Annotated in this window: 18 protein-coding genes, 4 tRNA genes and 1 pseudogene; all 23 read left to right on the top strand. The window is 63.0% G+C overall.

Features of this window, described 5'->3' with window-relative positions:
• Positions 1-53 precede the first annotated feature (53 nt).
• The gene (locus DWY51_RS04175) at positions 54-1337 is read left to right on the top strand and encodes a double-cubane-cluster-containing anaerobic reductase (protein ID WP_117769983.1); all 1284 of its coding nucleotides are present in this window, start codon (positions 54-56) and stop codon (positions 1335-1337) included.
• 150 nt (positions 1338-1487) lie between these two features.
• Positions 1488-2651, top strand: coding sequence for a double-cubane-cluster-containing anaerobic reductase (locus DWY51_RS04170; protein ID WP_117769982.1), 1164 nt, complete (start codon positions 1488-1490; stop codon positions 2649-2651).
• A gap of 159 nt (positions 2652-2810) precedes the next feature.
• Positions 2811-3575, top strand: coding sequence for an acyl-CoA dehydratase activase (locus DWY51_RS04165; RefSeq protein ID WP_117769981.1), 765 nt, complete (start codon positions 2811-2813; stop codon positions 3573-3575).
• A gap of 70 nt (positions 3576-3645) precedes the next feature.
• The gene (gene selD / locus DWY51_RS04160) at positions 3646-4695 is read left to right on the top strand and encodes a selenide, water dikinase SelD (RefSeq protein ID WP_117769980.1); all 1050 of its coding nucleotides are present in this window, start codon (positions 3646-3648) and stop codon (positions 4693-4695) included.
• A gap of 60 nt (positions 4696-4755) precedes the next feature.
• On the top strand, positions 4756-5382 hold the full coding sequence (yedF, locus tag DWY51_RS04155) for a sulfurtransferase-like selenium metabolism protein YedF (protein ID WP_117765839.1): 627 nt from the start codon (positions 4756-4758) through the stop codon (positions 5380-5382).
• Positions 5383-5401: 19 nt separating this feature from the next.
• Positions 5402-5653 carry a DUF3343 domain-containing protein gene (locus DWY51_RS04150; RefSeq protein WP_117765837.1) on the top strand — a complete coding sequence of 84 codons (252 nt, stop codon included), beginning with the start codon at positions 5402-5404 and terminating at the stop codon, positions 5651-5653.
• Complete coding sequence (locus tag DWY51_RS04145) at positions 5650-6789, top strand: aminotransferase class V-fold PLP-dependent enzyme (RefSeq protein ID WP_117765835.1); 1140 nt, start codon at positions 5650-5652, stop codon at positions 6787-6789. The genes DWY51_RS04150 and DWY51_RS04145 overlap by 4 nt, the downstream gene beginning before the upstream one ends.
• A gap of 67 nt (positions 6790-6856) precedes the next feature.
• Positions 6857-8215, top strand: a complete 1359-nt coding sequence (brnQ, locus tag DWY51_RS04140) for a branched-chain amino acid transport system II carrier protein (protein ID WP_117769979.1) — start codon at positions 6857-6859, stop codon at positions 8213-8215.
• Between the two features lie 91 nt (positions 8216-8306).
• A tRNA-Pro gene (locus tag DWY51_RS04135) sits at positions 8307-8383 on the top strand.
• 6 nt (positions 8384-8389) lie between these two features.
• Positions 8390-8463, top strand: a tRNA-Gly gene (locus DWY51_RS04130).
• Between the two features lie 196 nt (positions 8464-8659).
• Positions 8660-9496 (top strand): formate/nitrite transporter family protein, encoded by an 837-nt coding sequence (locus DWY51_RS04125; protein WP_117769978.1) that lies wholly within the window; start codon positions 8660-8662, stop codon positions 9494-9496.
• A gap of 184 nt (positions 9497-9680) precedes the next feature.
• Positions 9681-11138 carry an L-seryl-tRNA(Sec) selenium transferase gene (gene selA, locus DWY51_RS04120; RefSeq protein ID WP_158556903.1) on the top strand — a complete coding sequence of 486 codons (1458 nt, stop codon included), beginning with the start codon at positions 9681-9683 and terminating at the stop codon, positions 11136-11138.
• Positions 11135-13105, top strand: a complete 1971-nt coding sequence (gene selB / locus DWY51_RS04115) for a selenocysteine-specific translation elongation factor (protein WP_117769976.1) — start codon at positions 11135-11137, stop codon at positions 13103-13105. Before selA ends, selB begins: the two co-directional genes overlap by 4 nt.
• Before the next feature lie 61 nt (positions 13106-13166).
• A tRNA-Sec gene (locus DWY51_RS09490) sits at positions 13167-13263 on the top strand.
• A gap of 263 nt (positions 13264-13526) precedes the next feature.
• Positions 13527-14882, top strand: coding sequence for an NADP-specific glutamate dehydrogenase (gdhA, locus tag DWY51_RS04110; RefSeq protein WP_117769975.1), 1356 nt, complete (start codon positions 13527-13529; stop codon positions 14880-14882).
• A 132-nt stretch (positions 14883-15014) separates the two neighbouring features.
• Positions 15015-15917 carry a xanthine dehydrogenase family protein subunit M gene (locus tag DWY51_RS04105; RefSeq protein ID WP_199411366.1) on the top strand — a complete coding sequence of 301 codons (903 nt, stop codon included), beginning with the start codon at positions 15015-15017 and terminating at the stop codon, positions 15915-15917.
• Positions 15917-16360: pseudogene (locus DWY51_RS09760) on the top strand ((2Fe-2S)-binding protein); the annotation flags it as partial. The gene DWY51_RS04105 and the pseudogene DWY51_RS09760, both read left to right, overlap by 1 nt.
• A 177-nt stretch (positions 16361-16537) precedes the next feature.
• Positions 16538-18748, top strand: coding sequence for a xanthine dehydrogenase family protein molybdopterin-binding subunit (locus DWY51_RS04100; RefSeq protein WP_369832589.1), 2211 nt, complete (start codon positions 16538-16540; stop codon positions 18746-18748).
• 140 nt (positions 18749-18888) lie between these two features.
• Positions 18889-18972: transfer RNA gene (locus tag DWY51_RS04095), tRNA-Leu, on the top strand.
• Between the two features lie 88 nt (positions 18973-19060).
• Positions 19061-20362 carry a trigger factor gene (tig, locus tag DWY51_RS04090; protein ID WP_233504617.1) on the top strand — a complete coding sequence of 434 codons (1302 nt, stop codon included), beginning with the start codon at positions 19061-19063 and terminating at the stop codon, positions 20360-20362.
• A gap of 162 nt (positions 20363-20524) precedes the next feature.
• On the top strand, positions 20525-21145 hold the full coding sequence (locus tag DWY51_RS04085) for an ATP-dependent Clp protease proteolytic subunit (protein ID WP_022095182.1): 621 nt from the start codon (positions 20525-20527) through the stop codon (positions 21143-21145).
• Position 21146: 1 nt separating this feature from the next.
• Entirely contained in the window at positions 21147-22553 is a 1407-nt protein-coding gene (gene clpX / locus DWY51_RS04080; RefSeq protein ID WP_117769971.1) for an ATP-dependent Clp protease ATP-binding subunit ClpX, read from the top strand.
• Positions 22554-22891: 338 nt separating this feature from the next.
• Positions 22892-25588 (top strand): valine--tRNA ligase, encoded by a 2697-nt coding sequence (locus tag DWY51_RS04075; protein WP_117769970.1) that lies wholly within the window; start codon positions 22892-22894, stop codon positions 25586-25588.
• Positions 25589-25752 lie beyond the last annotated feature (164 nt).

The raw sequence follows: 25752 nt of genomic DNA, 5'->3' as shown, positions 1-25752 counted from the left end.
CGTCGTGCATCGATACCGCTGTTATCCGTTTTTGGTTCGAGAGGGGAACCGTTATGGCTGAAGAAATTGATTTCCATCCGATGTGGGAGAGCCTCGGCATGAATCTTGCCGACCACGACATGCTGCTGGGCGCCGTGGGCCAGATGTACGGCGATATGTTCCTGACGCAGAACAATCGCCCCAAGTCCACGTCCTACCTGGATTTTGTCGCCACCAACATCCACAGCGGCCGTATTAAGGAGATGCTCGACAAGAAGGAGGCCGGCGAGGCCACCAAGATCGTGGGCAGCTTCTGCGTCTACGTGCCCGAGGAGATTGTGCTCGCCTGCGACGGTATCCCCGTGGGTCTGTGCTCGGGTGCCGATTGGGCGACCGACAAGGTCGAGGAGCACTTGCCGCGCAACACTTGTCCGCTCATCAAGAGCTTTGCCGGCTTTAAGCTGGGCGAGGTCTGCCCCTACATTGAGTCGAGTGACTTGGTGGTAGGCGAGAACACCTGCGATGGCAAGAAGAAGGCCTACGAGTTCTTTGCCACGCAAAAGAACATGTACGTCATGGATATTCCCAACGTACACGACGAGTCGACGCTCGTGACCTGGAAGGCCGAGGTCAAGAAGCTCGCAGCCAAGATCGAGGAAGAGTGTGGCGTCAAGATTACGCCTGAGCGTCTGAAGGCCGCCATCCGCGCCGTCAATGAGAAGCGTCGCGCCCTGCAGCGCCTCGCTGCCACGCGCGCTGCCGACCCAGCGCCCATCAGCGGTCTCGACAGTCTGCTGACCGTTCAGGCCGCCTTTATGGACGACACGCCGCGTCTGACCGGGGCCATCAACGATATGGCGGCTGAGTGCGAGCAGCGTGTCGAGGCCGGCGAGGGCGTGGCGCCCAAGGGGACCAAGCGCATCCTGTACACCGGCACGCCCATGGCCGTGCCCAACTGGAAGCTGTTCAACCTCATCGAGAAGGCCGGCGGCGTTGTGGTAGGCGAGGAGTCCTGCACGGGTTCGCGCTATTACAAGGACCTGGTCGACGAGTCCGGTGAGACGGTTGACAAGATGCTCGATGCCATCGCCGAGCGCTACTTTAAGATCAACTGCGCCGTCTTTACGCCCAACGACCAGCGTATGAAGGACATTGTCCAGATGGCCAAGGACCTGCACGCCGACGGCATCGTCGACGTGGCCCTGCAGTTCTGCACGCTCTACGAGATGGAGTCGTTTGCCGTGGAGAAGGCCGCCGAGGAAGCCGGCATTCCGTTTATGCACATCACGACCGACTACGCCGGTGAGGATGCAGGCCAACTGCAAACCAGGATCGAGGCCTTCTTGGAAACCATTTAGGGCTATCCGTCCCGGCGGCTTCCCTAGGCACCCGATCTTGCCGTTCAAACCGTCGCTTGCGTGCCAAAGTACGCGGCGCGCCTCTTTCACGGCAACCTCGGGCACCTGGGAAAGCCGTTTCCTTGGTTGGTTAAAAGGTTTAGGAGTTATATGTCGGAAAATATTGAGCAGTCGTTGCCCAGCACGTTTGAGGAGTTCAACGAGCAACGCAAGGCGGCGTTCATTCGCGTCAAGGATTATAAACAGGCGGGTAATCGTCTGGTCGGCTTTTTGTGCAGCTATACGCCGCTCGAGATTATCGATGCCGCGGGGGCTGCGAGCGTGGCTCTGTGCGGTACGTCCGATGAGGTGATTCCCGAGGCCGAGAAGGTGCTGCCGGCAAATCTGTGTCCGCTCATCAAATCGACGTACGGCTTTGCCTACTCGCAAAAGTGCCCGTTTACGTACTTTAGCGACATGATCATCGGCGAGACCACCTGCGACGGCAAAAAGAAAATGTACGAGTTGCTCAACGAGCTCAAGCGCACGCACATCCTGCATCTTCCGCAGGGCCGCGATCGCGCTTATGAGCGTGAGGGCTGGTACGAGGAGTGCCGCCTGCTCAAGGAGGAGCTCGAGAACTTCTACGGCATCACGATCACCGACGATGACCTGCGCGCCGCCGTGCGTCGTCGCAACCGCCTGCGTGCCGCCCAGCTCGAGATGTTTGCGTTGCAGGCCAACCAGCCGGCGGCCATGAGCGGCGTCGACCTGATGAGCACCATGTTTGCCGGTACGTTCAGCTTTGATATCGTGGCCTATACGGAGCAGCTGGAGCAAAAGGTCGCCAAGCTGCGCGAGGCCTACGAGGCCGGCGAGCGCCCGGTTGCGGCGGATGCCAAGCGCATTCTGATCACCGGCTGCCCGGTGGGAGGCGTGATCAACAAGATAGGCCGTACTATCGAGTCCAACGGCGGTGTGGTCGCGTGCATGGACGACTGCTCGGGCGAGCGCACGGCCGCCATGATGATCGACCCGGAGGCTCCCGATATCCTGCGCGCCATCGCCGACCGCTACCTTGACATCAACTGCTCGGTCATGACGCCCAACGACGGTCGTATGGAAAACACGCTGGCCATGTGCGAGAAGTATCATGTCGATGGCGTGGTGGAGAGCGTGCTGCAGGCCTGCCACACCTTTAACGTGGAGAGTGCGCGCATGCAGGAGGCTGTCGAGGGTGCGGGTATTCCGTATATGAAGATCGAGACCGACTACAGCAACGGTGACATGGGCCAGATTGAGACGCGTATCGCCGCCTTTATCGAAACCCTCTGACGTCTGAGGCACCCGACCTTCCGGCTCCAACCCTCCTCGCGTACCTTGAGTACGCTTCGTCGGGCTTGTCGCTCGGAATCTCGGGCACCTCAGACGCCAGAGGGCCGTTGTTGCAGCAGTGTCTGATCGTTTGATTTTCTTGCTGATTAGGAGAGAGCCATGATAGGGATCGGGATTGATATCGGGTCTACGGCGGCTAAGGCTGCTGTGGTCGACGGGGAGGGTTCATTGGCGTGGACGTGCGTGCAGCCAACCGGGTTCTCCTCGGTCGATGCTTCCGAGCGGCTGCGCGAGGCACTGGCAGCGGCCGGCTATGGCGTGACAGCCGACGACGTGCGCGTGATCGCGACCGGCTACGGTCGTGTCGCCGTGCCCTATGCGCACAAGGTCGTGACCGAGATCACCTGCCACGGTACCGGTGCCGTGCGTCTGTTTGGTGACCATGGCACCGTGATCGATGTGGGCGGCCAGGATACCAAGGTCATTCAGCTTAAAAGTGGCCGCGTGGCCAAGTTTGCCATGAACGACAAGTGCGCCGCCGGCACGGGGCGCTTTTTGGAGATCATGGCCGACCGCCTGGGCATTTCCCAGCAGCAGATGGCCGACCTGGCGCGTTCCGGCGAGCCTACCAAGATCAGCAGCATGTGCACGGTGTTTGCCGAAAGCGAGGTCATCAGCCTGATCGGTCGCGGTGAGCCGCGCGAGAACATCGCCCGTGGTGTGATCGACAGCGTGGTCTCGCGCGTGGCGACCATGGCCGGGCAGGCGGCGGGTGCTCCGTACTACCTGACGGGAGGCCTGTGCGAGAACGCCTACGTTGTGGAGCGGTTGGGCGAGCTACTGGGGTCGCCGGTGACCACCTCGCCCCAGGCTCGCTTTGCCGGTGCCATCGGCGCGGCGATTCGCGCACAGGCGCTCAATTAATGCATCCGCCTTGGGCTCGCATTCATGCGTATACTGAGAGAAAATGATTGACCGATGAGGGGAGGTATCGATGCCTGACGATCAGATTAAGCTCACGTCTATGACTGCCGCGAGCGGTTGAGCCGCTAAGTTGGCTCCTGGAGCCCTCGCCCAGGTCCTGGGCGACTTACCCAATGTGCATAACGACAACCTGCTCGTGGGGTTCGATACCTCCGACGATGCGAGCGTCTTCCGCGTAGGGGAGAACCTGGGGCTCGTGCAGTCCATCGACTTCTTCCCGCCGATGGTCGACGACCCGTTCCTGTTTGGCCAGATCGCCGCGGCCAACTCGCTGTCGGACATCTACGCCATGGGCGGGCGGCCGAGCCATGCCATGAACTTGCTGTGCATCCCGAGCTGCCTGGGCGTTGAGGTTGCCGGCAAGATTTTGGCAGGCGGTGCCGATAAGTGCGTCGAGGCCGGTTGCTCTATCGCGGGCGGCCATACCATCAACGACGACGAGCCCAAGTACGGCCTGTCCGTGAGCGGCTTTGTCTCGCTCGACCGCATGCTCGCCAACAGCGGCGCGCGCGCTGGCGATGTCCTGTTGCTGACCAAGGCGATCGGCTCTGGCATCATCACCACGGCCATTAAGGGCGAGCTCATCGAGCAGGACGAGGCCGCAGCCATGTTTGACTCGATGCGCACCCTCAACGAGGCGCCGATTCGTCTGGCCGAGGGACTTGAGCTTCACGGCTGCACCGATGTCACGGGCTTTGGCCTGATCGGGCACGCGTGCGAGATGGCCGAGGGCTCGGGCGTGCAGGTTGAGCTTGCGTCGGGGGCGGTGCCGCTCTTTGATCAGGTGCTCGACATGGCACGTCTGGGCATTATCCCAGCGGGCTCCTACCGCAACCAGGACTTTTTTGGCCCGCGTGTGGCTGCCGACGAGGACCTGGAGCCGGGCATGCTCGACGCGCTGTACGATCCGCAGACGTCTGGTGGCCTGCTTATCGCGGCGCCCGCGGCGGATGTGGATGAGCTTGCGCGTCGCCTGGATGCCGAGGGGTGCATCGCCGCCGTTATCGGGCGCGTGTGCGAGGCGATGCCGAGCGGTCCTGCTGTTCGCGTTGTGCATTAAAGAAAACCGTTTATGCGACCGCCTACTGTTCTGGGCGGTCCCTTTTGAAAGGATGTAGCTATGTCTATCAAGATTGAAGTCAATGCCATGGGCGATGCCTGCCCGCTGCCCGTCGTCAAGACGCTTAAGGCACTCAAACAGCTTGATGGCGAGGGTGCCGTGGTGACCTCGGTCGACAACGAGACCGCCGTCAAGAACATCTCCAAGATGGCGCAGGAGAAGGGCTGCACGGCTTCGGTCGAGAAGATCTCGAACGCCGAGTGGCACGTGAGTGTCGCGACCGCCGGTGCCGTGGCCGTTGCGGACCCCGAGCAGGACGGTGCCGCTTTCTGCGACGCCAGCGCCGGCAAGGGCAAGCTCGTCATTTCCGTCTACACCGACTGCATGGGCCGTGGCGACGACGTGCTGGGCCACAAGCTCATGAAGGCCTTCATCTTTGCCGTGACGCAGCAGGAGGAGCTGCCCGCGACTATGCTGTTCTACAACGGCGGTGCCAAGCTGACCGTCGAGGGATCTCCAGTGCTCGACGACCTGAAGGGCCTGGCCGAGCAGGGTGTCGAGATTCTCACCTGCGGTACCTGTCTCGACCACTATGGCATTAAAGACCAGCTTGCGGTGGGCGAGGTCACCAACATGTATGTGATCGTGGAGAAGATGGAGCAGGCCGTGCGCGTCGTGCGCCCGTAGCGTATTGGTTGGAGTTGCCATGAGGGAGAAGCGCCCGGCGCTTGTCATCACGTTTCCCACCACGGCGGCCGCCATGGGTTGCGAGTCCCTGTGCATCGAGCGCGGCCTTCCCGGGCGAACGATTCCCGTGCCCGGGGAGGTCGCTGCCGGCTGCGGTCTGGCGTGGAAGGCGTTGCCTGCCGATGAGGAGCTGCTGCGCAGCGAACTTGCCGCGGCGGGCGTTCCCACCGAGGGCTATACCGTGATTGATATGTGGGAGGTCGTGCGATGATCTACCTGGATAACGCGGCGACGACCATGCACAAGCCGCAGGCGGTCATCGATGCCGTGACGCAGGCGATGTGCTCGCTCGGCAATGCCGGGCGCGGCGCCACGTCGGGTGCCCTCGACGCGGCGCGTGCCATCCACGGCTGTCGCGCCAAGCTTGCGCGCTTGCTGGGCTGCCCGCGTGCTGACCATGTTTGTTTTACGCCCAACTCCACCACGGCGCTCAACACCGTCATCAATGGCGTGGTGCGCCCCGGCGACCGCGTGGTCACAACGGTGCTCGAGCACAACTCCGTGCTGCGTCCGCTCAACCGCCTGGCGGCAGAGCAGGGCGTGACCGTTGAGCACGCGGGCTGCGACGCGAACGGCGTGCTCGACTACGATGAGCTCGAGCGGTTGGTCACGCCGGGCACGCGTGCTGTGGTGGTGACGCACGCCTCCAATGTGACCGGCAACGCGGTCGACATTGCACGCGTGGCCGCTATGGCCCATGCTGCCGGTGCGCTGGTGATCGTCGATGCCTCGCAGTCTGCCGGCACGGCGCATATCGATATGCGGGCCATGGGGCTCGACGTGGTGTGCTTTACCGGCCACAAGGGGCTCATGGGACCTCAAGGCACGGGTGGCCTGGCCGTGGCGGAGGGCATTGACGTGGCTCCTTGGGCCATGGGCGGCACGGGCGTGCACAGCTTCGATGCGCTGCAGCCGCGGGAGTGGCCCACGCGCCTTGAGGCGGGCACGCTCAACGGTCACGGTATCGCCGGCCTTTCTGCCGGCCTCGACTTTATCGAGGCCCAGGGTGGGGTCGAGGCGATTGCTTCCCACGAGCGTGCGCTCGCTGATCGCTTCCTTGCCGGTGTACGCGAGATTCCAGGGATTAAGCTCTACGGTGCGTTTGACCTGCCCACACGCTCGGCGATCGTCTCGCTCAACGTGGGCGATATCGATTCTGCCGAGATTTCGGATGCGCTCATGCAAGGGTGGGGGATTGCGACGCGCCCCGGTGCTCACTGCGCTCCGCTCATGCACCGCGCGTTGGGGACCGAGCGCCAGGGTGTCGTTCGCTTCTCGTTTGGGTATTTCAACACGGACGAGGAAGTTGACGCCGCGATTGAAGCTTTGCGCGATTTAGCTTACTAAAGCGTATATACTTGCGGGATGGGCCTTTTGCCCGTCCCGTTTTTGTTTCGACCCGAAAGGTGGTCCCATGGCCTCATCCGCGCCGCGCGGCCTGCGCTCCGACCATGTCGTTACCGTCGGTATCGCCCTGTTCTCGATGCTCTTTGGCGCCGGCAACCTCATTATTCCGCCGCTGCTGGCGCTGCAGGCAGGTTCTGCCACGCCGGTCGCCATGCTTGGCTTTCTCATCGCCGCCATCGGCTTGCCCGTTATGGGCTTTATCGCCGTGGCACTTGCCGGAACGGCGCGCGAGCTTGCCGGCCGCGTGCACCCCAAATTTGGCGAGTTCTTTGTCGCGGCGGTGTATCTGGCTATCGGCCCGTGCCTGGCCATTCCGCGCACGAGCTCCACGGCCTTCGAGATGCTGGTGCCGCTGCTGCCCGAGGGCGTCTCGCTCGCCACGGCTCGCCTGGTGTTTGCCGTCGGGTTCTTTATCGTCGCATTTGCGCTCACGCTGCGTCCCGGCGTCATCACGCGCGTACTCGGCCGCATTACGGGCCCCGCGCTCATCGCCCTTATCGTATTGGTCGTGGGCGCTGCCGTGGTCTCGCCGCTGGGTCCCGCTGCCGCGCCACAGGCTCCCTATAATGCCGGTGCTGCCGTGCAGGGCTTTTTGACCGGCTATCAGACCATGGACCTGCTCGCGTCGCTCGCCTTTGGCATCATCATCGCCGAGACCATTCATGAGCTGGGTGTTACCGATGACAAGCGTGTGGCCTTCGAGATTTCGCGCTCTGGTGTTATCGCCGGCGTGCTCATGGTCATCATCTACTGCGGCTTGGGCCTTGCCGGTATGCAGCTCGGCACCGTGATGCCCGACGCTACCAACGGCGCCGCTATCCTTGCGCGTTCGGCCTCTATGCATTTTGGTCTTGCCGGCACGGTCGTGGTCTTTGCGATCTTTTTCCTCGCCTGCATGAACGTGTGCATCGGCCTTATCAGCTGCTGCTCGCGTTACTTCTGCGAGACGTATGTGGTCGAAGGGGGAGCGGAGGCTTCCGAGGAGGCCATGCGCCGTCCTTTTGCGGTTCTCGCCTTTGTGTTCGCCGCATTTTCGTGCGTGCTTTCCAACGTGGGCCTCGACGTGATCCTTATGTTCTCGGTGCCCATGCTCAACGCCTTGTATCCCGTTGCCATTGTGCTGGTGCTGATGGGCCTGGTGCACGGCTTTTGCGACGCACATCCGCAGGTTTGGGTCTGGGTCGGCGGCGTTGTCGCGGTGCAGAGCGTAATCACTTCGGTCCGCGATGCGTTCTTTGCGGGCGCGTGGCTACCGTTCGATGCGTTGCCGCTGGCAGATATCGGCGCTGCGTGGGCACCGGTTGCCGTGGTTGCCTTTGTGATCGGTCTGCTCCATAGCCGGTTTGTCGCACATTCGAGGAGCTAGGGTATCGTCGCTTGCACAGGCGGGGAGTCTCACCTATAATTTCCTTCGCTTTGGGACACGCAAGGTTTAGACCTTAGCTGCTCAACACCTTCGGGACGTGGCGCAGTTTGGTAGCGCGCCTGCTTTGGGAGCAGGATGTCGCAGGTTCAAATCCTGTCGTCCCGACCATATCTTGCGGGCGTAGTTCAATGGTAGAACCCCAGCCTTCCAAGCTGATGACGCGGGTTCGATTCCCGTCGCCCGCTCCACAAGATTGGTTAACGGCTTTGATTCTTTTTGGGATCAAGGCCGTTTTTGTGAGAGTACCGGGTGACGAACCCGTCGCTCCAAGTAATTTGCAGGTCAGAGGTACGTTTACTTCTGGCCTGTTTTGTTTTGACCATCCGGCGCGGGACATGTGCTTTGGCAATGCTTGTCCCACAACGTAAGAAAGAAGTGATCGACATGGCAGATTCCAAGGCAGAATATTCCACCCCCGATTGCCTGGCGCCCGCCGCGATCGAGGCCAAGACCGAGGCTGCCGGTGTTACCAAGGCCAATCTACCGACCTCGAAGGCCTTTATGCTTGCCATGTTCGCCGGCGCGTTCATCGCCTTTGGCGGCCTGTTCTTCACGGTCTTTTTGAGCGATCCCACGCTTGGCTGGGGCGCCCAGCGCTTTGTGGGTGGCCTTGCTTTTTGCCTGGGTCTGGTGCTCGTGCTCATTTGCGGCGCGGAGCTGTTTACCGGCAACTCGCTTATGGTCTGCGCGCTCAAGAGCAAAAAGATCACGCTCGCCCAGATGCTCAAGGCTTGGGTCGCTGTGTGGATCGGCAACTTTGCCGGCGCGCTGTTCGTCGTCTTTTTGGTTTACATGGCAGCTATTTACAAGCTCAACGGCGAGGCCGTCGCCAACACCATGGTGAGCGTCGCCGCCGGTAAGGTTTCGATTGACGCCGTCACCATCTTCTTCCGCGGCATTCTGTGCAACATCTTTGTGTGCCTGGCTGTATGGATCGGTACCGCTGGCAGGACCGTGATCGACAAGGTCGTGGGCATTCTGCTGCCCATTGCCGCGTTTGTGGCCTGCGGTTTTGAGCACTGCGTTGCCAACATGTACTTTTTGCCCATGGGTATTTTGATGCACTCCTGCGGCTATGGAGTTGATGTCGCCGGCGCCGACGCCCTCAACGCGGCGGGCCTGGCGCTCAATCTTTCCGTCGCCACGCTCGGCAATATCGTGGGCGGCGCCCTGATCGTTGCGCTGGGCTACTGGTTTATCTACGCCAACAGGGAGGCCTAAAGGCCCCATGGCATAACCGACCAAAGAGGGACAGGTTTATTTTGGCGGGTTTGGACGAGGCGCTGCGCCGTCTTGCCATGAGCTGCCATAATGGACCTGTCCCTTTTGCATGCGCGTCGCCATTTGGTGGCCGACGATGATCGTGGGGGACCTGCTTTTTATTGAATATGTCGAAAGGCTTTCCATGAGCGACTGCGAATCCATGCCCGCCGAGGTGCGCGACCGCCTGCGCTCCATTCCCGCTGTCCACGAGCTGCTGGCGGAGTGGCCGGTCATGAAGGCTGCCGGCGATGCGGGCGATACGATCGTGCGCGAGGCGATCGATGTTGAGCTCGATGCCGAGCGCGCGGCGATTCGCTCCGGCGTCCCCGCGAGGAACAAGCGCGAGCTCGCCTTGGCCATTGAGCGGCGGTGCCACCGTCTGTCGCTGCCGACCCTGCGTCCCGCCGTCAACGCGACAGGCGTTGTGATTCACACCAATCTGGGCCGTGCTCCGCTCGCTCCCGCAGCGGTGCAGGCGGTGACCGACGTCGCCCGCAGCTACAGCACGCTCGAGTACGACGTCGCGACCTGTGCTCGCGGGGGCCGCAAGGAGCATGCCGCGCGCCTGCTGCGCACACTCACGGGGGCGCAGGACGCCTTGGTTGTCAACAATAACGCCGCGGCGGTGCTGTTGGTGCTTGCCGCGCATGCATGCGGCAAAGAGGTAATCGTGAGCCGCGGCGAGCTTGTCGAGGTGGGAGGCAGTTTCCGTATCCCCGACATCATGGCGGCTTCGGGTGCCAAGCTTGTCGAGGTGGGCTCCACCAACCGCACGCATCTGGACGATTATCAAAGCGCCATTACGCCCAACACGGCGATGATCCTGAAAGTTCATCCTTCCAACTACCGTATCGAGGGCTTCCACGAGGAGGTTTCCGCGGCGGAGCTTTCTGCACTGGCGCACGAGCACGGGCTTTTGCTTTACGAGGACCAAGGCTCGGGCGCTTTGCTGGCAGACAGGGTGCTTGCCGATGCGGGGGAGAAGCCCACGTCCGCTTCGCTTTGCGCTGGCGTCGACGTTGTCTCGTGTTCGGGCGACAAGTTGCTTGGTGCTTCGCAGGCGGGCATTATCCTCGGCAGTACCCAGGTTATCGCTGCCTGCGCCTCTCATCCGCTTATGCGCGCGCTTCGCCCCGGCAAGCTCACGCTCGCGGCGCTCGAGGCTACCCTGCGTCTGTATGTGACCGGTCCCGATACAGCGCATCGGGAGATCCCGGTGCTCAACATGCTTTCCGGCGCGCCGGCTCCGCTCGAGCGTCAGGCCAAGCGCCTGCATGACCGCATGCTGCGCAAGCTTCGTGACTCTCAGTGCGAGGAGGCGGTGGAGCTGCAGGTTGTCGAAGGCGCTTCTGCCCCGGGCGGTGGCTCGCTGCCGACCGTCGAGCTCCCAACCTTTTGCGTTGCCGTCTGCCCCGTCGATGGGCGCCTGTCCGTCGATGGCCTGAAGCGCGCTATGGTTCAGGAGCCCGATACGCCGGTTGTGACGCGCGTACAGCACGACCAGGTGCTGTTTGACGTTCGCACGCTTGTGCACGATACCGACCTTGATTTGTGTGCGTCTGCGTTGGCCGACGCCGTGCGGGCGGGTTTGCGCCGATGACTGCGCGCGAGCTTGTCGAATGTCCCGTTGTCGTTGGAACGGCGGGGCACGTCGACCACGGAAAGTCAGCCCTTATCGAGGCGCTGACCGGAAAAAATCCCGACCGTCTGGAGGTCGAGCGGCGCCGCGGTATGACCACGGAGCTCGGTTTTGGCGAGCTGGTGCTGCCGAGCGGCAAGCTTGTCGGCCTGGTCGATGTACCCGGTCATGCGCACTACCTACGCGCCATGGTGCAGGGTGCTACCGGCGTGGATGTTGCGTTGCTGGTGGTTTCTGCCGTTGAGGGCGTGATGCCGCAGACCCGCGAGCATGTTCGCGTACTGGAGCTGTTGGGTGTGACGCACATGGTCGTTGCGCTTACGATGCGCGATCTGGCCGATGACGAGACGGCGGAGCTCGCCGAGCTCGACTTGATGGATTTCCTCGGCGATACCGTCTTTGCCAATGCGCCCGTGGTGCCCGTTTCCTCTCGCACGGGTGCGGGTATCGAGGACGTTCGCCTTGCCCTCGATACCGCTATCGACTCTTTCCTGGCCGATGCCGCATCCCGCCCGGTGCGCCCCTGTCTGGCCCCGCGCCTGCCCATCGACCGCTGCTTCACCATCAAGGGATCCGGGACGGTCGTCACGGGCACGCTTCACGATGCCCCCGTGGCGGTGTGCGATGAGCTCGTTTCGAGTCCCGCGGGCGTGCGCTGCCGCGTTCGCGCGATTCAGGTGCATGGCGATACTCCTCGGGCGTTGCCCGGACAGCGCGTGGCGCTCAACATCGTGGGCGACGGCGCGGGCGACCTTCCGCGCGGCGAGGTCCTCTGCGGGTCTGGTGCCGAGGGCTCGACGCTCAGGCTTATCGCGCGCTTCACCTATCTGGGGCGCGAGGGCGCCAAGCCCGTGCCCTTCGAGTCCGGCACGCGCGTCCACGTGATGGTGGGCACGGCAGAGGTCCTCGGCCGTATCATGCTCATGGAGGGCGCGGGGCCGATTGCCCCGGGCGAGACGCGTACCGTGCAAATCCGCCTGAAGGAGCGCCTTCCCGTGCGCTCGGGCGACGGTCTCATCGTGCTTGCGTTCTCCCCGGTGGTACTTATCGGCGGCGGTTGCGTTCTTCTTTCGCGGTGCCGCCGCTCGCGCGACCTCTCCGCGGAAGAGGTCTCGCTGCTCAGGGCTCTGGATGCCGGCGACCGCGCCGCCGCCATTGCCGCATGGCTGGGGCTGCAGCGCCTGCCCGTGCCGCCGGCCGTTGCCGCCCGTGCGCTCGACCTTTCCGGTGTCGAAGTCGCGAGGCTCCTGCACGCCGCGGTGGCGTCGGGCGATGCGGTCGCCCTCCATCCGGAGCGCTCGACCGAGGAGCTCTATGCCGCCCCCGCTGTGCTCGATGCCGCCCTTGCCGCCCTCGCCGACACGCTTGTCGCCATGCATAAGGCCGCGCCCAAGCAAACGGGCTTCACCCCGGGCGAGGTTGCGCATGTCGCCTGGCCGAAAGCGGGCGAAGACGTCGCGTCTGCGCTCATCCTCGAGGGCTGTGCGCGCGGCATCTGCGCCCAGGAGGGGTCTGAGGTCTACGACCCACATTCCGCCGCTGCGGCGATACGTGTGGTGCGCGAGGCAGGCCGGCGCATCGCGGCCCTGCTGGACGAGGCGGGCCTCGATGCACCGACGCTTCCCGAGGTGGGGCAGCAGTTGCAACTCGATCGCGACACCATGACGCGTGCCCTGCGCGAGCTTTCGCTCAACCGCTCGATCGTTAAGGTCGAGCGCGACGTTGCCTTGTCCGCCGCCGCCGAGGCTCAGGCGCGCGAGGTCGTTGCGGCGGCTATCGAGGCTGCCGGCGGCGCTGTCACCACGAGTGTGCTGCGCGAGGCCCTGGGCGTGTCGCGCAAGCGAGCCATTAGCATCTTGGAGCACCTGGATGCGGTGCGTTTTACGACGCTCGACAAAGGAGCCGGCGGCCTAAGATCGCTTCGTTAGGGGCTGCCGTATCGCTGTTCGCCACGACGCCCTGCTAGTTTGGTAAAATACCGCCACGTTTGGGAGCGGATGGGCTCCGGTGGGCCCCGCGGTCCTCAAAACCGTTGTGAGGCGTGCAAAACGTCTTGGATGTGTTCGATTCACATACGTTCCCGCCAACGCATCTCGCCAAAACCACCACATTGGGGACAGGCACCTTTGTGGTGGTTTCGAAACGTGCGGGAAACAGCTTCGAAACACGCGATTTGCTCGTCAGGCGGTCAAAAAGCTATCTACCTGCATCGTAATCAAAATGAAACATCCGCTCGTTGCCTTATTCGTAACTTTGTAGCAACAGTGCGATATTATCCATACTCGATAAAGCTCACGGCGCATGGGGCGCCGCGAACGACACCTTTCTTTTCCATCAATTGGAGGAAGCATGAGCTACACGCAGAAAGTTCTCGACGAGCTCAAGGCCCGCTATCCCGAGCAGCCTGAGTTCATCCAGGCCGCGACCGAGATCCTCGGCACCATCCAGCCGGCGCTCGACGCCCACCCCGAGTACGAGGAGGCCGCCCTACTGGAGCGCCTTGTCGAGCCCGAGCGCATCGTCATGTTCCGTGTTCCCTGGGTCGACGACCAGGGCAAGGTCCAGGTCAACCGCGGTTACCGCGTCGAGTTCAACTCTGCCATTGGACCCTACAAGGGCGGCCTGCGCTTTAACCCGACGGTCACCCTGGGCATGCTCAAGTTCCTGGGCCTGGAGCAGATCCTCAAGAACAGCCTGACCACCCTTCCCATGGGCGGCGGCAAGGGCGGTTCCGACTTTGACCCCAAGGGCAAGTCCAACAACGAGATCATGCACTTCTGCCAGTCCTTCATGACCGAGCTCTATCGTCACATCGGCCCCAACACCGACGTTCCCGCCGGCGACCTGGGCGTTGGCGGCCGCGAGGTTGCCTACATGTTCGGTCAGTACAAGCGCCTGACCAACGAGTGGACCGGCGTCCTCACCGGCAAGGGCCTCTCCTTTGGCGGCTCGCTCGCCCGCACCGAGGCCACTGGCTACGGCCTGGTCTACTTTGTGGACGAGTACCTCAAGAGCCGCGGCGACTCCTTCGAGGGCAAGAACGTCGTCGTTCACGGCTCCGGTAACGTTGCCATCTACGCCGTCCAGAAGGTTTCCCAGCTCGGCGGCAAGGTGCTGGCCTGCTCCGATACCCACGGCTGGGTCGAGGATCCCGACGGCATCGACTACTCCGTGCTCGAGCACGTCTACAACCAGAAGCGCTCTGGCCACGACAAGGGCGTCACGCTCGCCATGTACGTTGACGAGAAGCCCGGTGCCGTGTGGCACGAGGGCGACGGCCGCGGCGTTTGGCAGCTGCCCTGCGACATCGCGCTGCCCTGCGCTCGCGAGAACACGCTGCTGCTCGAGGACGCCCAGGCGCTCGTCGCCAACGGCTGCAAGGTGGTCGGCGAGGGCGCAAACATGCCCACGACCATCGAGGCCACGAACTACTTCCAGGAGAACGGCGTCGCCTTTATGCCCGGCAAGGCTGCCAACGCCGGCGGCGTGCTCGTGTCCGGCCTGGAGATGAGCCAGAACGCCGAGCACCTGTCCTGGACCTTTGAGGAGGTCGACGGCAAGCTCGAGCAGCTCATGCGCGGCATGTTCCACAATGTGGACGACACCGCCAAGGAGTATGGCCAGGAGGGCAACTTTGTCATGGGCGCCAACATCGCCGGCTTCCTGAAGGTCGCCGACGCCATGCTCGCCCAGGGCGTCTGCTAAGCCCAGCTCGACATAGCACCTGATGAGGCTCCCAGCATTTGTGCTGGGAGCCTTTTTCTATGGTGGTGAGGGCCGTGCACCCTCGTTTGGTACACTTAGGGGTACTGGACAAGTAAAGAGATGGGGGAGAACGTGCTCAAGTTCGGTACCTACGTCCGTGTTGGAAACGCGGCCGAAGCCTATGAGCTCTTACAGAAGAACCGCAACAACAAGATTGTGGGCGGCGGCATCTGGATGCGCCTGGGTTCGCGTCGCGTGGCGACGGCGATTGACCTTTCGGCCTGCGGACTCGATCAGATCGAGGAGACCGAGACCGAGTTTCGCATCGGTGCCATGTGCACCCTACGCCAGCTCGAGCGCCATGCCGAGCTCAACGCGCTCGTCAACAATGTCTTTGAGTTTGCCGTCCACGATATCGTGGGCGTGCAGCTGCGCAATACCGCCACGGTGGGCGGCAGCATCTACGGCCGCTTTGGCTTCTCGGACGTGCTTTCGGCTTTTTTGGCACTCGATTCATACGTTAAGCTGACAGGTGCCGGCCGCGTGCCGCTCGCCGAGTTTGTGAACATGGGCTACGTGCGCGACGTGATCGAGCATGTTGTGGTCGTTAAACACGACTACCGCGCAAGCTACGAGGCCGTGCGCAAGGCCGCGACCGACTTCCCCTCGCTGAACGTCACCGCCGCCTGGTGGGACGGCTCCTGGCACGTCACCGTGGGTGCCCGCCCGCTGCGCGCGACCCTGCTGCGGGGCGAGGCATGCGGCCTGGTGAACGAGCAGCCTTCCGAGGACGAGCTGTGCGCCCTTGCCGCATCCGTGCGTACCCTGAGCTACGGCACCAACCTGTGGGGCTCGGCCGACTACCGCCGCCGCATCTCGGCCCCGCTGGCGATTCAGGCCGTGCGCCGCGCCGCCGGCATTGAGCTTTCGGCCGCGCTTGCCCGCGAGCTCGAGGGCGTGCAGATTCCCAAGCACGCCACGGACGAGTATTCCTGCCGCCGCGTGCCCGGCGTCGATTCTAGCGAGGTGCGCTAATGGCTGCCAAACTCATCGATCTTTCTTTTACGCTCAACGGTCGCAAGGTCAAGGTTCAGATTGCCCCTGACACCATGCTCTTTGCGCTGCTGCGCGAGCAGGGCTGCGGGTCGGTACGCTGCGCCTGCGAAACCACCAACTGCGGCCTGTGCACGGTGTGGCTCGACGGCGACCCGGTGCTGAGCTGCTCGGTTCCCGCCGCGCGCGTCGAGGGCCGCTCCGTCACCACGCTCGAGGGCCTCAAGGCCGAGTCCGAGGCGCTCGCCCGCGCGATGGCTGCCGAAGGCGCCGAGCAGTGCGGTTTTTGCGCCCCCGGCCTCATCATGAACGTGCTGGCGCTCGCCCGCGCCGCCAAGGAGGACCCGAGCCTCGTCGCCACGCGCGAGGAGCTGTCGCGCCAGCTCGCCGGCAACCTCTGCCGTTGCAGCGGCTACGAGAGCCAGCTGCGCGCCATTGTCCGCTTCCTCAACGAGTCCGGCGTGCAGGTGGGCTTTGAGATGCCCGAGCTGCCGGTCAACGACACCAGCTGCGACGGTGTCTCGTACAAGCAGATCACCCATAAGCAGCCCAAGAAGGACTCGAAGGCGCTGCTCGAGGGCCGTCCCGTCTACACGGGCGATATGGTGCCCGCCGGCGCCCTGATCGTCAAACTCAAGCGCAGCCCCTATGCCCGCGCCAAGATCCGCTCCATCGATACGTCGCGTGCCCTGAAGGTGCCCGGCGTCGTGGGCGTTTACACTTACGAGGACGTGCCCAAGCGCCGCTTTACCATCGCCGGTCAGAGCTATCCGCAGCCGAGTCCCTACGACCGCCTGATCCTCGAGAACCTCGTGCGCTATCAAAACGAGGAGGTGGCGATTGTTGCCGCCGAAACCGAGGAGGCCGCCGACAAGGCGCTCAAGCTCATCAAGGTCGACTATGAGGTGCTCGAGCCCCTGCTCGACTTTACCCAGGCACTCGATAACGATATCGTGGTCCACCCCGAGGGCGACGTGACCTTTATGTTCCCGCAGGGCGGCGACGTTCCGCGCAACCTGGTGTGCAGCGGCACGAGCGACTTTGGTGACCTTGACGAGGCCTTCGCCCAGAGCGACATCGTCTTTGAGCGCACTTACACCAGCCAGGCCACGCAGACCGCGCCCATGGAGACCTTCCGTGCCTTCGCGACGACTGACGCATTCGGACGCATCTCGGTGACCACCTCTACGCAGGTGCCCTTCCACGTGCGCCGCATGGTCGCGCAGTCGCTCGACATTCCGCAGTCGCAGGTGCAGGTCATTAAGCCGCGCATCGGCGGTGGCTTTGGCTCCAAGCAGACGGGCTGCTGCGAGATCTTCGTTGCGTTTGTGACGCAGCAGACCGGCCGTTCGAGCTACTGCTGCTACACCCGCGAGGAGACCATCACCGCGGGCAACTCGCGCCACCAGATGCAGATGACCGTTAAGCTGGGCGCCATGAACGACGGCACCATCACGGTCATCGACCTGCATACGCTGTCCAACGCCGGCGCGTACGGTGAGCACGCTACCACGACGATCGGTCTCTCAGGCCACAAGAGCCTGCCCATCTACAACCATGTGAAGGCGAGCCGCTTTAGGTGGGATGCCGTCTACACCAACACCAACCGCGGCGGCGCGTATCGCGGCTATGGTGCCACCCAGGGCCAGTTTGCCGTGGAGAGCGCCGTCAACGAGCTCGCCGACATGCTGCACATGGACCCCGCCGACCTGCGCCTTAAGAACATCGTGCGCGAGGGCGAGATCATGCCGCAGTACTACAACGAGAAGCTCAACGCCTGCGCGCTCGACCGCTGTCTGCTGCGCGCGATGGACATGATCGGCTGGCGCGACAAGCCGCTGGCTGTGGACCTGGGCGACCGCGTGCGCGCCCTGGGCTGCGCGCTCACCATGCAGGGCTCGGGCATCTCCAACGTCGACATTGCCGGTATCGACATGCGCCTGGAAGAGGATGGCTTTATTACGATTTCGACCGGCGCCACCGACAACGGCATGGGCGTCGACACGATTCTGGCGCAGATTGCCGCTGAGGAGCTGGGCGTTGAAAGCTCGCTGATCGTGGTGCGCGGCGTGGACACCGACGTGTCTCCGTTCGATGCCGGCTCGTACGCGAGCTCGGGCACGTACGTGACGGGCCTGGCAGCCAAGAACGCCGCGACCGAGCTGCGCGAGAAGATCTGCGCCAAGGCCGCCCAGATGTGGGACGTGGACGCCGCCGCTGTGGTGTTCGATGGCCAGTACGTGCGCCTGTCCGACGAGCGTGCCGCACGCGAGCAGAACCGCTACCTCACGCTGCGCGACTTTGCCAACCTGTGCGTCAAGAACATCGCGGGTGGCGACGCGCTCACCTCGCACTCCTCTGCCTGCCTGCCCGTTTCGCCTCCACCGTTTATGGCCGGCATTGCCGAGGTCGAGGTCGACAAGGCCACCGGCAAGGTGACTGTGGTGGACTATGCGGCGGCCGTTGACTGCGGCACCGTGATCAACGAGGCGCTCGCGCGCGTCCAGGCCGAGGGCGGCATTGCCCAGGGCATTGGCCATGCGCTCTACGAGATTGTTGAGCACGACGACCGCGGCCGCCTGCGCACCGGCAACTTTATGAGCTACAAGCTGCCCACGCGCCTGGATATCGGCAGCATTCGCGTAGCCTTTGAGCCGAGCTACGAGCCGACGGGTCCGTTTGGCGCCAAGTCGATCGGCGAGGTCGTCATCAACACGCCGCTCGCCGCCGTGGCCTCGGCCGTGGCGCACGCCACCGGCCACCAGGTGCGCTCGCTGCCCATCACGTCCGAGAAGGCCCTTCTGGGGGAGTAGCGGGTCAGCGAACAAGTCGTAATTGGCGGGGTGGGGCAACTCGCCCCGCCAATTGCACTCGTGGTGAGGTCGTGAGCCTGTAAAAGGTGTGCGTGCGCTTGCCGCTCGTATCTGCTATCATTCCTAATCTGTGCGCTCATGCGGGCGTGGCGGAATTGGTAGACGCGCCAGATTTAGGTTCTGGTGGGATTCCCGTGAAGGTTCGAGTCCTTTCGCCCGCACCATCGCACCTGCGTCGGCTTCGGCCGTCGCGACTCTTTGTTGCATAAAGGTACCAGCACCTCAGATAAGCTGGGCAGTATGAGGAGGAACGTGTTGAACATCACCGCTTCTGACGTCAAGGACGCCAAGCTCACCGCTACGGTCACCATCCCGGCCGCCGACGTCGACGCCGCGATCAAGAAGGCCTACAAGGACACCGCCAAGAAGTACCGCTTCCCGGGCTTCCGTGCCGGTAAGGCTCCCCGTCCGGTCATCGACTCCGCACTTGGCGCCGAGGCTACCCTCGCTCAGGCCACCAACGACTTGATCGCCGCCAACGAGCCCGCCGTCCTCAACGAGCTGGACATCGTCCCCACCAAGAACGGTGACTACAAGGAGCTCGACCTCGCCAAGGATCACGAGGACTACACCTACACCGTCGAGTTCTCCCTGCGTCCTGCTGCCGAGCTCTCCTCCTTCGACGCTGTCGAGATCGAGATGCCCCCCGCGGAGGTCACCGAGTCCGAGATCAACAACCAGGTCGAGATGCTCCTCAACTACCGTGCCACCTTCGAGGACGTTGAGGGTCGCGCTGTCGAGGCTGACGACTATGTGACCGTCGACCTCAAGGCCGTCGAGAACGCCGACAACTTTGCCGCCGAGGGTCGCATGCTCATCGCCGGTAACGACAGCAACCCCAAGGAGTTCAACGAGGCCCTGATCGGTGCTAACGTTGACGACGTCAAGACCGTCACCTGGACCGACGAGGTCGAGGAGGGCGAGGAGGCCGAGACCCACACCGTCGAGGTCACCGTCAAGGGCATCAAGGTCCGCAACACCCCCGAGCTCACCGACGAGCTTGTCAAGTCCGACTTCGGCTTCGACAGCATCGACGCTATGCGCGACGCCATCAAGATCGAGATCGAGCAGGACAAGGCTTCCCGCCTCCCGGCCGAGAAGGAGAACCGTTGCGTCTCCGCTCTCGCCGAGCGCCTGCAGCTCGACGAGATGGACGCCGACTACGAGCAGTCCGTCTTTGAGGAGCTTGGCCAGAACTTCCTGTCCAACCTCGCTGCCCGCGGCATGACCCTGGACACCTGGCTGCCCGCTTCCGGTCTGACCATGGAGCAGTTCATCGGCGACCTGCATAAGCAGGCCAACGACGTTGCCCGTGAGTCCCTGGCTCTGGACGCCCTCGCCCGCGAGCTCAAGATCGAGGTCACCGAGGACGACATCAACGCCGAGTTCGAGAAGGCTGGCGTCAAGGACATCGAGGCTTCCAAGGCCGAGTTCATCGCCGATGGCCGCATGCCTGCCGTCCGCGAGTCCATCCGTCGCTCCAAGGCCGTCGACTACCTGGTCGAGAACGCCAAGGTGACCGAGGTCGACGAGACCGCCCAGGACGCCGAGTAATTCTCGCCACCTTTCCCACGAGCGCATGCACGCGTCCGTGATGGGGTAAAGTTATACACCGGTTATCCGGTTGCTTCGTACGGTGCCAGCCAATGCATAGCATGCGGGCACCGTACGTTTGTCTAGAACCAATATTGGTCCGTAAGAGAAATGGAGATGCGTATGATCGCCAAGTTCGATTCCGCCCTCGTGCCATACGTTATCGAGCAGACGCCGCGCGGCGAGCGCAGCTACGATATCTATTCGCGCCTGCTCAACGATCGCATCATCTTCTTGGGCGAGGAGATCAACTCCGTTAGCGCCAACCTGGTCGTTGCCCAGCTGCTGCATCTTGAGAGCCAGGATGCCGAGAAGGATATCTCGCTCTACATCAATTCGCCCGGCGGCGAGGTCTACTCCGGTCTGGCGATTCTGGACACCATGAACTTCATTAAGCCGCAGGTTTCCACCATTTGCGTCGGTATGGCCGCGTCTATGGCCGCCGTGCTGCTTTCGGCCGGCGCCAAGGGCAAGCGCTTTTGCCTGCCGCACTCTAAGGTCATGATTCACCAGCCCAGCGGCGGTGCCCAGGGTCAGCAGACCGAGATCGAGATCGTGGCCGAGGAGATCAAGAAGACCCGCCGCGAGCTCAACCAGATCCTGTCCGACGCCTCGGGCCAGCCTATCGAGAAGGTCCAGGCCGATACCGAGCGCGACAACTACCTGACCGCTGCCGAGGCCCTCGACTACGGCCTGATCGACCGTATCGTCACCTCGCGCGATCTCGCCGCGAAGGACGCCTAGGATGGCCGGTAACATGCAGGACAACTTCGACGAGAACGGCAACCCCATCCGCTGTTCCTTCTGCGGAAAAGAGCAGGGTCAGGTTCGCCGCCTTGTTAAGGGCCCGACCAACATCTTTATCTGTGACGAGTGCGTCGCCGCCTGCTCCGAAATCCTTGAGGAGTCGCTGGCTTCGGACTTTATGGACGCCGCCCGCAACGGCAAGCTGCCGGGTTTCCTCAACGATCACGGCCAGGCTGCGTCCCAGCCTGCCGTTGACCCCGAGGCCGAGGGCTTTGAGCTCGAGGACGACCGTCAGGTCATCACGCACGTGCCGACGCCGCACGAGATCTATGACGAGCTTTCGGCCTATGTCATGGGCCAGGAGGACGCCAAGCGCGCCATGTCGGTGGCCGTGTACAACCACTACCGTCGCGTGATCGAGGGCGGTGCCGCGGTGTCCGCCTTTGACGACGGCTTGGATTCGCAGCTCGGTGATGACATGGATGAGGTGGAGCTCGCCAAGTCCAACATTTTGCTGCTCGGTCCCACCGGTACCGGTAAGACGCTGCTGGCCCAGACGCTCGCGCGCATCCTCGAGGTGCCGTTTGCTATCGCCGACGCCACCGCGCTCACCGAGGCTGGTTACGTGGGCGAGGACGTGGAGAACATCCTGCTCAAGCTTATCAATGCTGCCGATGGCGACATTGAGCGCGCTCAGGTTGGCATTATCTACGTGGACGAGATCGACAAGATCGCCCGCAAGGCCGAGAACCTCTCCATCACGCGCGATGTCTCGGGCGAGGGCGTTCAGCAGGCATTGCTTAAGATTCTTGAGGGCACGGTGGCAAGCGTTCCGCCCACCGGCGGCCGCAAGCATCCCCAGCAGGAGCTGCTGCAGATCGACACGACCAACATCCTGTTCATCTGCGGCGGTGCCTTTGTGGGCCTGGATAAGATCATCGCCGACCGTGTTGGCAACAAGGGCGTGGGCTTTAACTCCGAGATCGCCGGCCCCACCTCGGTCGACGAGAACGACCTGCTGCTCCAGGTGCTCCCGCAGGACCTCAACGCCTTTGGCATGATCCCCGAGTTCGTGGGCCGTACGCCCGTCGTCACCCAGACGCAGGCGCTCGATGAGGACGACCTGGTGTCGATCCTGACCGAGCCCAAGAACGCCGTGGTGCGCCAGTACCGCAAGATGTTCCAGCTCGAGGATGTCGATCTTGAGTTTGAGGACGCGGCCCTGCACGAGATCGCCCGCATGGCGCTCGCCCGCAAGACCGGCGCCCGCGGCCTGCGCGCCATCTGCGAGGACGTGCTGCAGCAGACGATGTTCGACCTTCCCAGCGAGGAGGGCGTCACCAAGGTCATCGTGACCGAAGCCGCCGTAAAGGGCGAAGAACAGCCCCAGCGCATCTACGGGTAAATAGCTTGAATCCAGGTCCCGCGGCAACCACCGCGGGACCTGCCTTTTAGGGACAGGTTTATTTTGGTCGGTTTTTATATGGGCAAACGTCATTTTCCCTGATAAAACCTGCCAAAATAAACCTGTCCCTTTTTGGTAGGTATGCCTGTGCTATTCTGTGAGATTGTTTAGCTAGTACCTTCAGACTGAAGTAAACGATACCTAAGGCGTGTCCGCCTGCTTGGTTTTCGTAGATTCCGCACGAGCCGAAGAGCACTAAATGTGCTCTTCGTGCGAGTCAGGACTTGACCGAGCGAAAACCAAGCAGGCGGACACGCCGACGGGCAAGGGAGAGATATATGGAAGAGATGCCCAAGAACTACGATCCGTCGACCAACGAGCCGGCGATCCTGCAGAAGTGGCTTGACGGCGGCTACTACAAGCGCCGTGAGGGCGTGGGCGACTGCACCGTCACCATTCCGCCTCCCAACGTGACCGGCAAGCTCCACATGGGTCACGCCACCGACGACTCCATCCAGGACGCCATCATCCGCATGGCCCGCATGCGCGGCAAGTCCACGCGCTGGGTGCTGGGCACCGACCACGCCGGTATCGCCACGCAGACTAAGGTCGACAAGAAGCTCAAGAGCGAGGGCATCAGCCGGCTGGAGATCGGCCGCGATAAGTTTGTCGACGCCTGCTGGGATTGGACCCACGAGTACGGCGGCATCATCGTCGAGCAGATCAAGCGTATGGGCTGCTCCGTCGACTTCGACAACGAGCGCTTCACCATGGACGAGGACTATGCCCAGGCCGTGCGCAAGGTCTTCTGCGACTGGTACCACGACGGCCTGATCTACCGTGGCAAGCGCATCGTCAACTGGTGCCCCAACTGCACCACCGCCATCTCGGACGACGAGGCCGAGTACAAGGACGAGAAGGGCCACCTGTGGCACCTGCGCTACCCGCTGACCGAGCCGGTCAACGGCCAGGACTACATCGTCGTCGCCACTACGCGCCCCGAGACCATGCTCGGCGACACGGGCGTCGCTGTCTCCCCGAAGGACCCCGAGAAGGCTGCCTTTGTGGGTAAGACCGTCAAGCTCCCCATCGTCGACCGCGAGATCCCCATCTTTGAGGATTGGCATGTCGACGCCAACTTCGGTTCCGGTTTCGTTAAGGTCACCCCGGCCCACGACCCCAACGATTACGCTATGGGTCAGGCCCACGACCTGCCGCAGATCAACATCTTCGACGAGCACGCGGTGGTCGTCGAAGGCTACGGCGAGTTCACCGGCATGAACCGCGACGAGTGCCGCGAGGCCGTCATCAAGTGGTTCGAGGAGCACGACCTGCTCGATCACGTCGAGGACCTCGATCACTCCGTCATGCACTGCTACCGTTGCGACTCTGCGCTGGAGCCGTGGCTGTCCGAGCAGTGGTTCGTGGCCGTCGACAAGCTCAAGGGGCCGGCGCTCGACGCCGTCAACTCCGGCAAAGTCACCTTCCACCCCGCGCGCTGGACGCAGACCTACACCACCTGGATGGAGAACCTTAAGGACTGGTGCATCAGCCGCCAGCTGTGGTGGGGCCACCGCATCCCCGTGTTCTACTGCGAGGACTGCGGCTGGGAGGATGCCCTTACCGAGGACACCGACGTGTGCCCCAAGTGCGGTGGTCATCACGTGCATCAGGACGAGAACGTGCTGGACACCTGGTTCAGCTCGCAGCTGTGGACTTTCGCCACGCAGGGCTGGCCGCAGAAGCCGGAGCTGCTCGAGGGCCATCACCCCACGACGGCGCTGGTCACCGCGCGCGACATCATCGCGCTGTGGGTCGCCCGCATGGTCATGAGCTCGCTGTACTTCCTGGACGAGGTGCCGTTTAAGGACGTCGTCATCTACCCGACGATTCTTGCCAAGGACGGCAGCCGCATGTCCAAGTCTAAGGGCAACGGCGTTGACCCCATGGACCTCATTGGCATGTACGGCGCCGACGCCATGCGCTTCAACTTGCTTACGCTGTGCACCAACAACCAGGACGTCAAGTTCGACGCGAACATCGACAAGAAGACCAAGAAGCTCATCGACAGCCCGCGCACCGAGCAGGCCAAGTCGTTTGTGACCAAGATTTGGAACGCCAGCCGCTTCCTGCTCATGAACATGGAGGGCTACACGCCCGGCGAGCCCGTCGTTGAGACGCCGGCCGACGCCTGGATGTTCAGCCGCCTGGCAAAGGCCGTCAAGATGGTCACCGAGGGTATTGAGAATTACACCTTTGGCGATATGGCCCGCGGTGTGCAGCAGTTCTTCTGGAACGAGGTCTGCGACTGGTACGTCGAGGTCACCAAGGCCCGCCTGAAGGGCGAGGGCCGTCTGCAGGCTCAGCGCAACCTGATCTTTGTGCTCGACACCTCCATTCGCTTGATGCACCCGCTCATGCCGTTCGTCACCGAGGAGATCTGGGACAACATGCCGGCGAGCGTGCTCGACCTAGACGCCGAGGGCAACGTGAACCGCGCCGAGGCGCTTATGATCGCCAAGTGGCCCGAGCCCGCCGACTACGTCAAGTACGTCGACGAGGACGCCGAGCGCGCGTTTGAGCTGTGCCGCACCGTCGTGTCTGCCGCCCGCGCCACGCGTTCGCGTTATCGCTTGAGCCCCAAGGCCGAGCTCGACGTGGTCGTGCGTGCCGGTGCCGAGGACATCGAGAAGCTCGAGAGCCTGCGCTCCACGATTGAGCCGCTGGCCAACACCGCTTCGCTGGTTATGGGTACCGACGTTGAGAAGCCGGCCGCGAGCATCGCCGTGGTCGATAGCGGCGTCGAGGTCTTTGTGGTGCTCGAGGGCAAGGTCGACCTTTCGGCCGAGAAGGCACGCCTGGAGAAGGAGATTGCCGCAGCTCAGAAGGAGCTCGCCGGCTGCGAGAAGACGCTCGCCAACGAGGGCTTTGTGGCCAAGGCCGCTCCCGCGGTGGTCCAGAAGAAGAGGGACCGTGCAGCTGAGCTCAAGGAGATCCTGGCGGCGCTGACTGCTCAGGTTGCTGACTTCTCGTAGGCGTTACTGGGGGACGCGGTTTGGGGCATTGCTCGCTACTGCGGACAGTCCTGCTCGCACGAAGGCCACATTAAGTGGCCTTCGGCTCGTGCGGAACTTGTATCGAGCAAAGCCCCAAACCGCTTCCATGGCGGTTACGGAGGCGTCCGCTGCCTGGTGGGGCC

It is taken from the genome of Collinsella sp. AF25-2LB (assembly GCF_003458415.1).
Taxonomy (GTDB): Bacteria; Actinomycetota; Coriobacteriia; order Coriobacteriales; family Coriobacteriaceae; genus Collinsella.
Note: the sequence above shows the minus strand (reverse complement) of the source record. Positions and strands in the feature narration are given on the sequence as shown.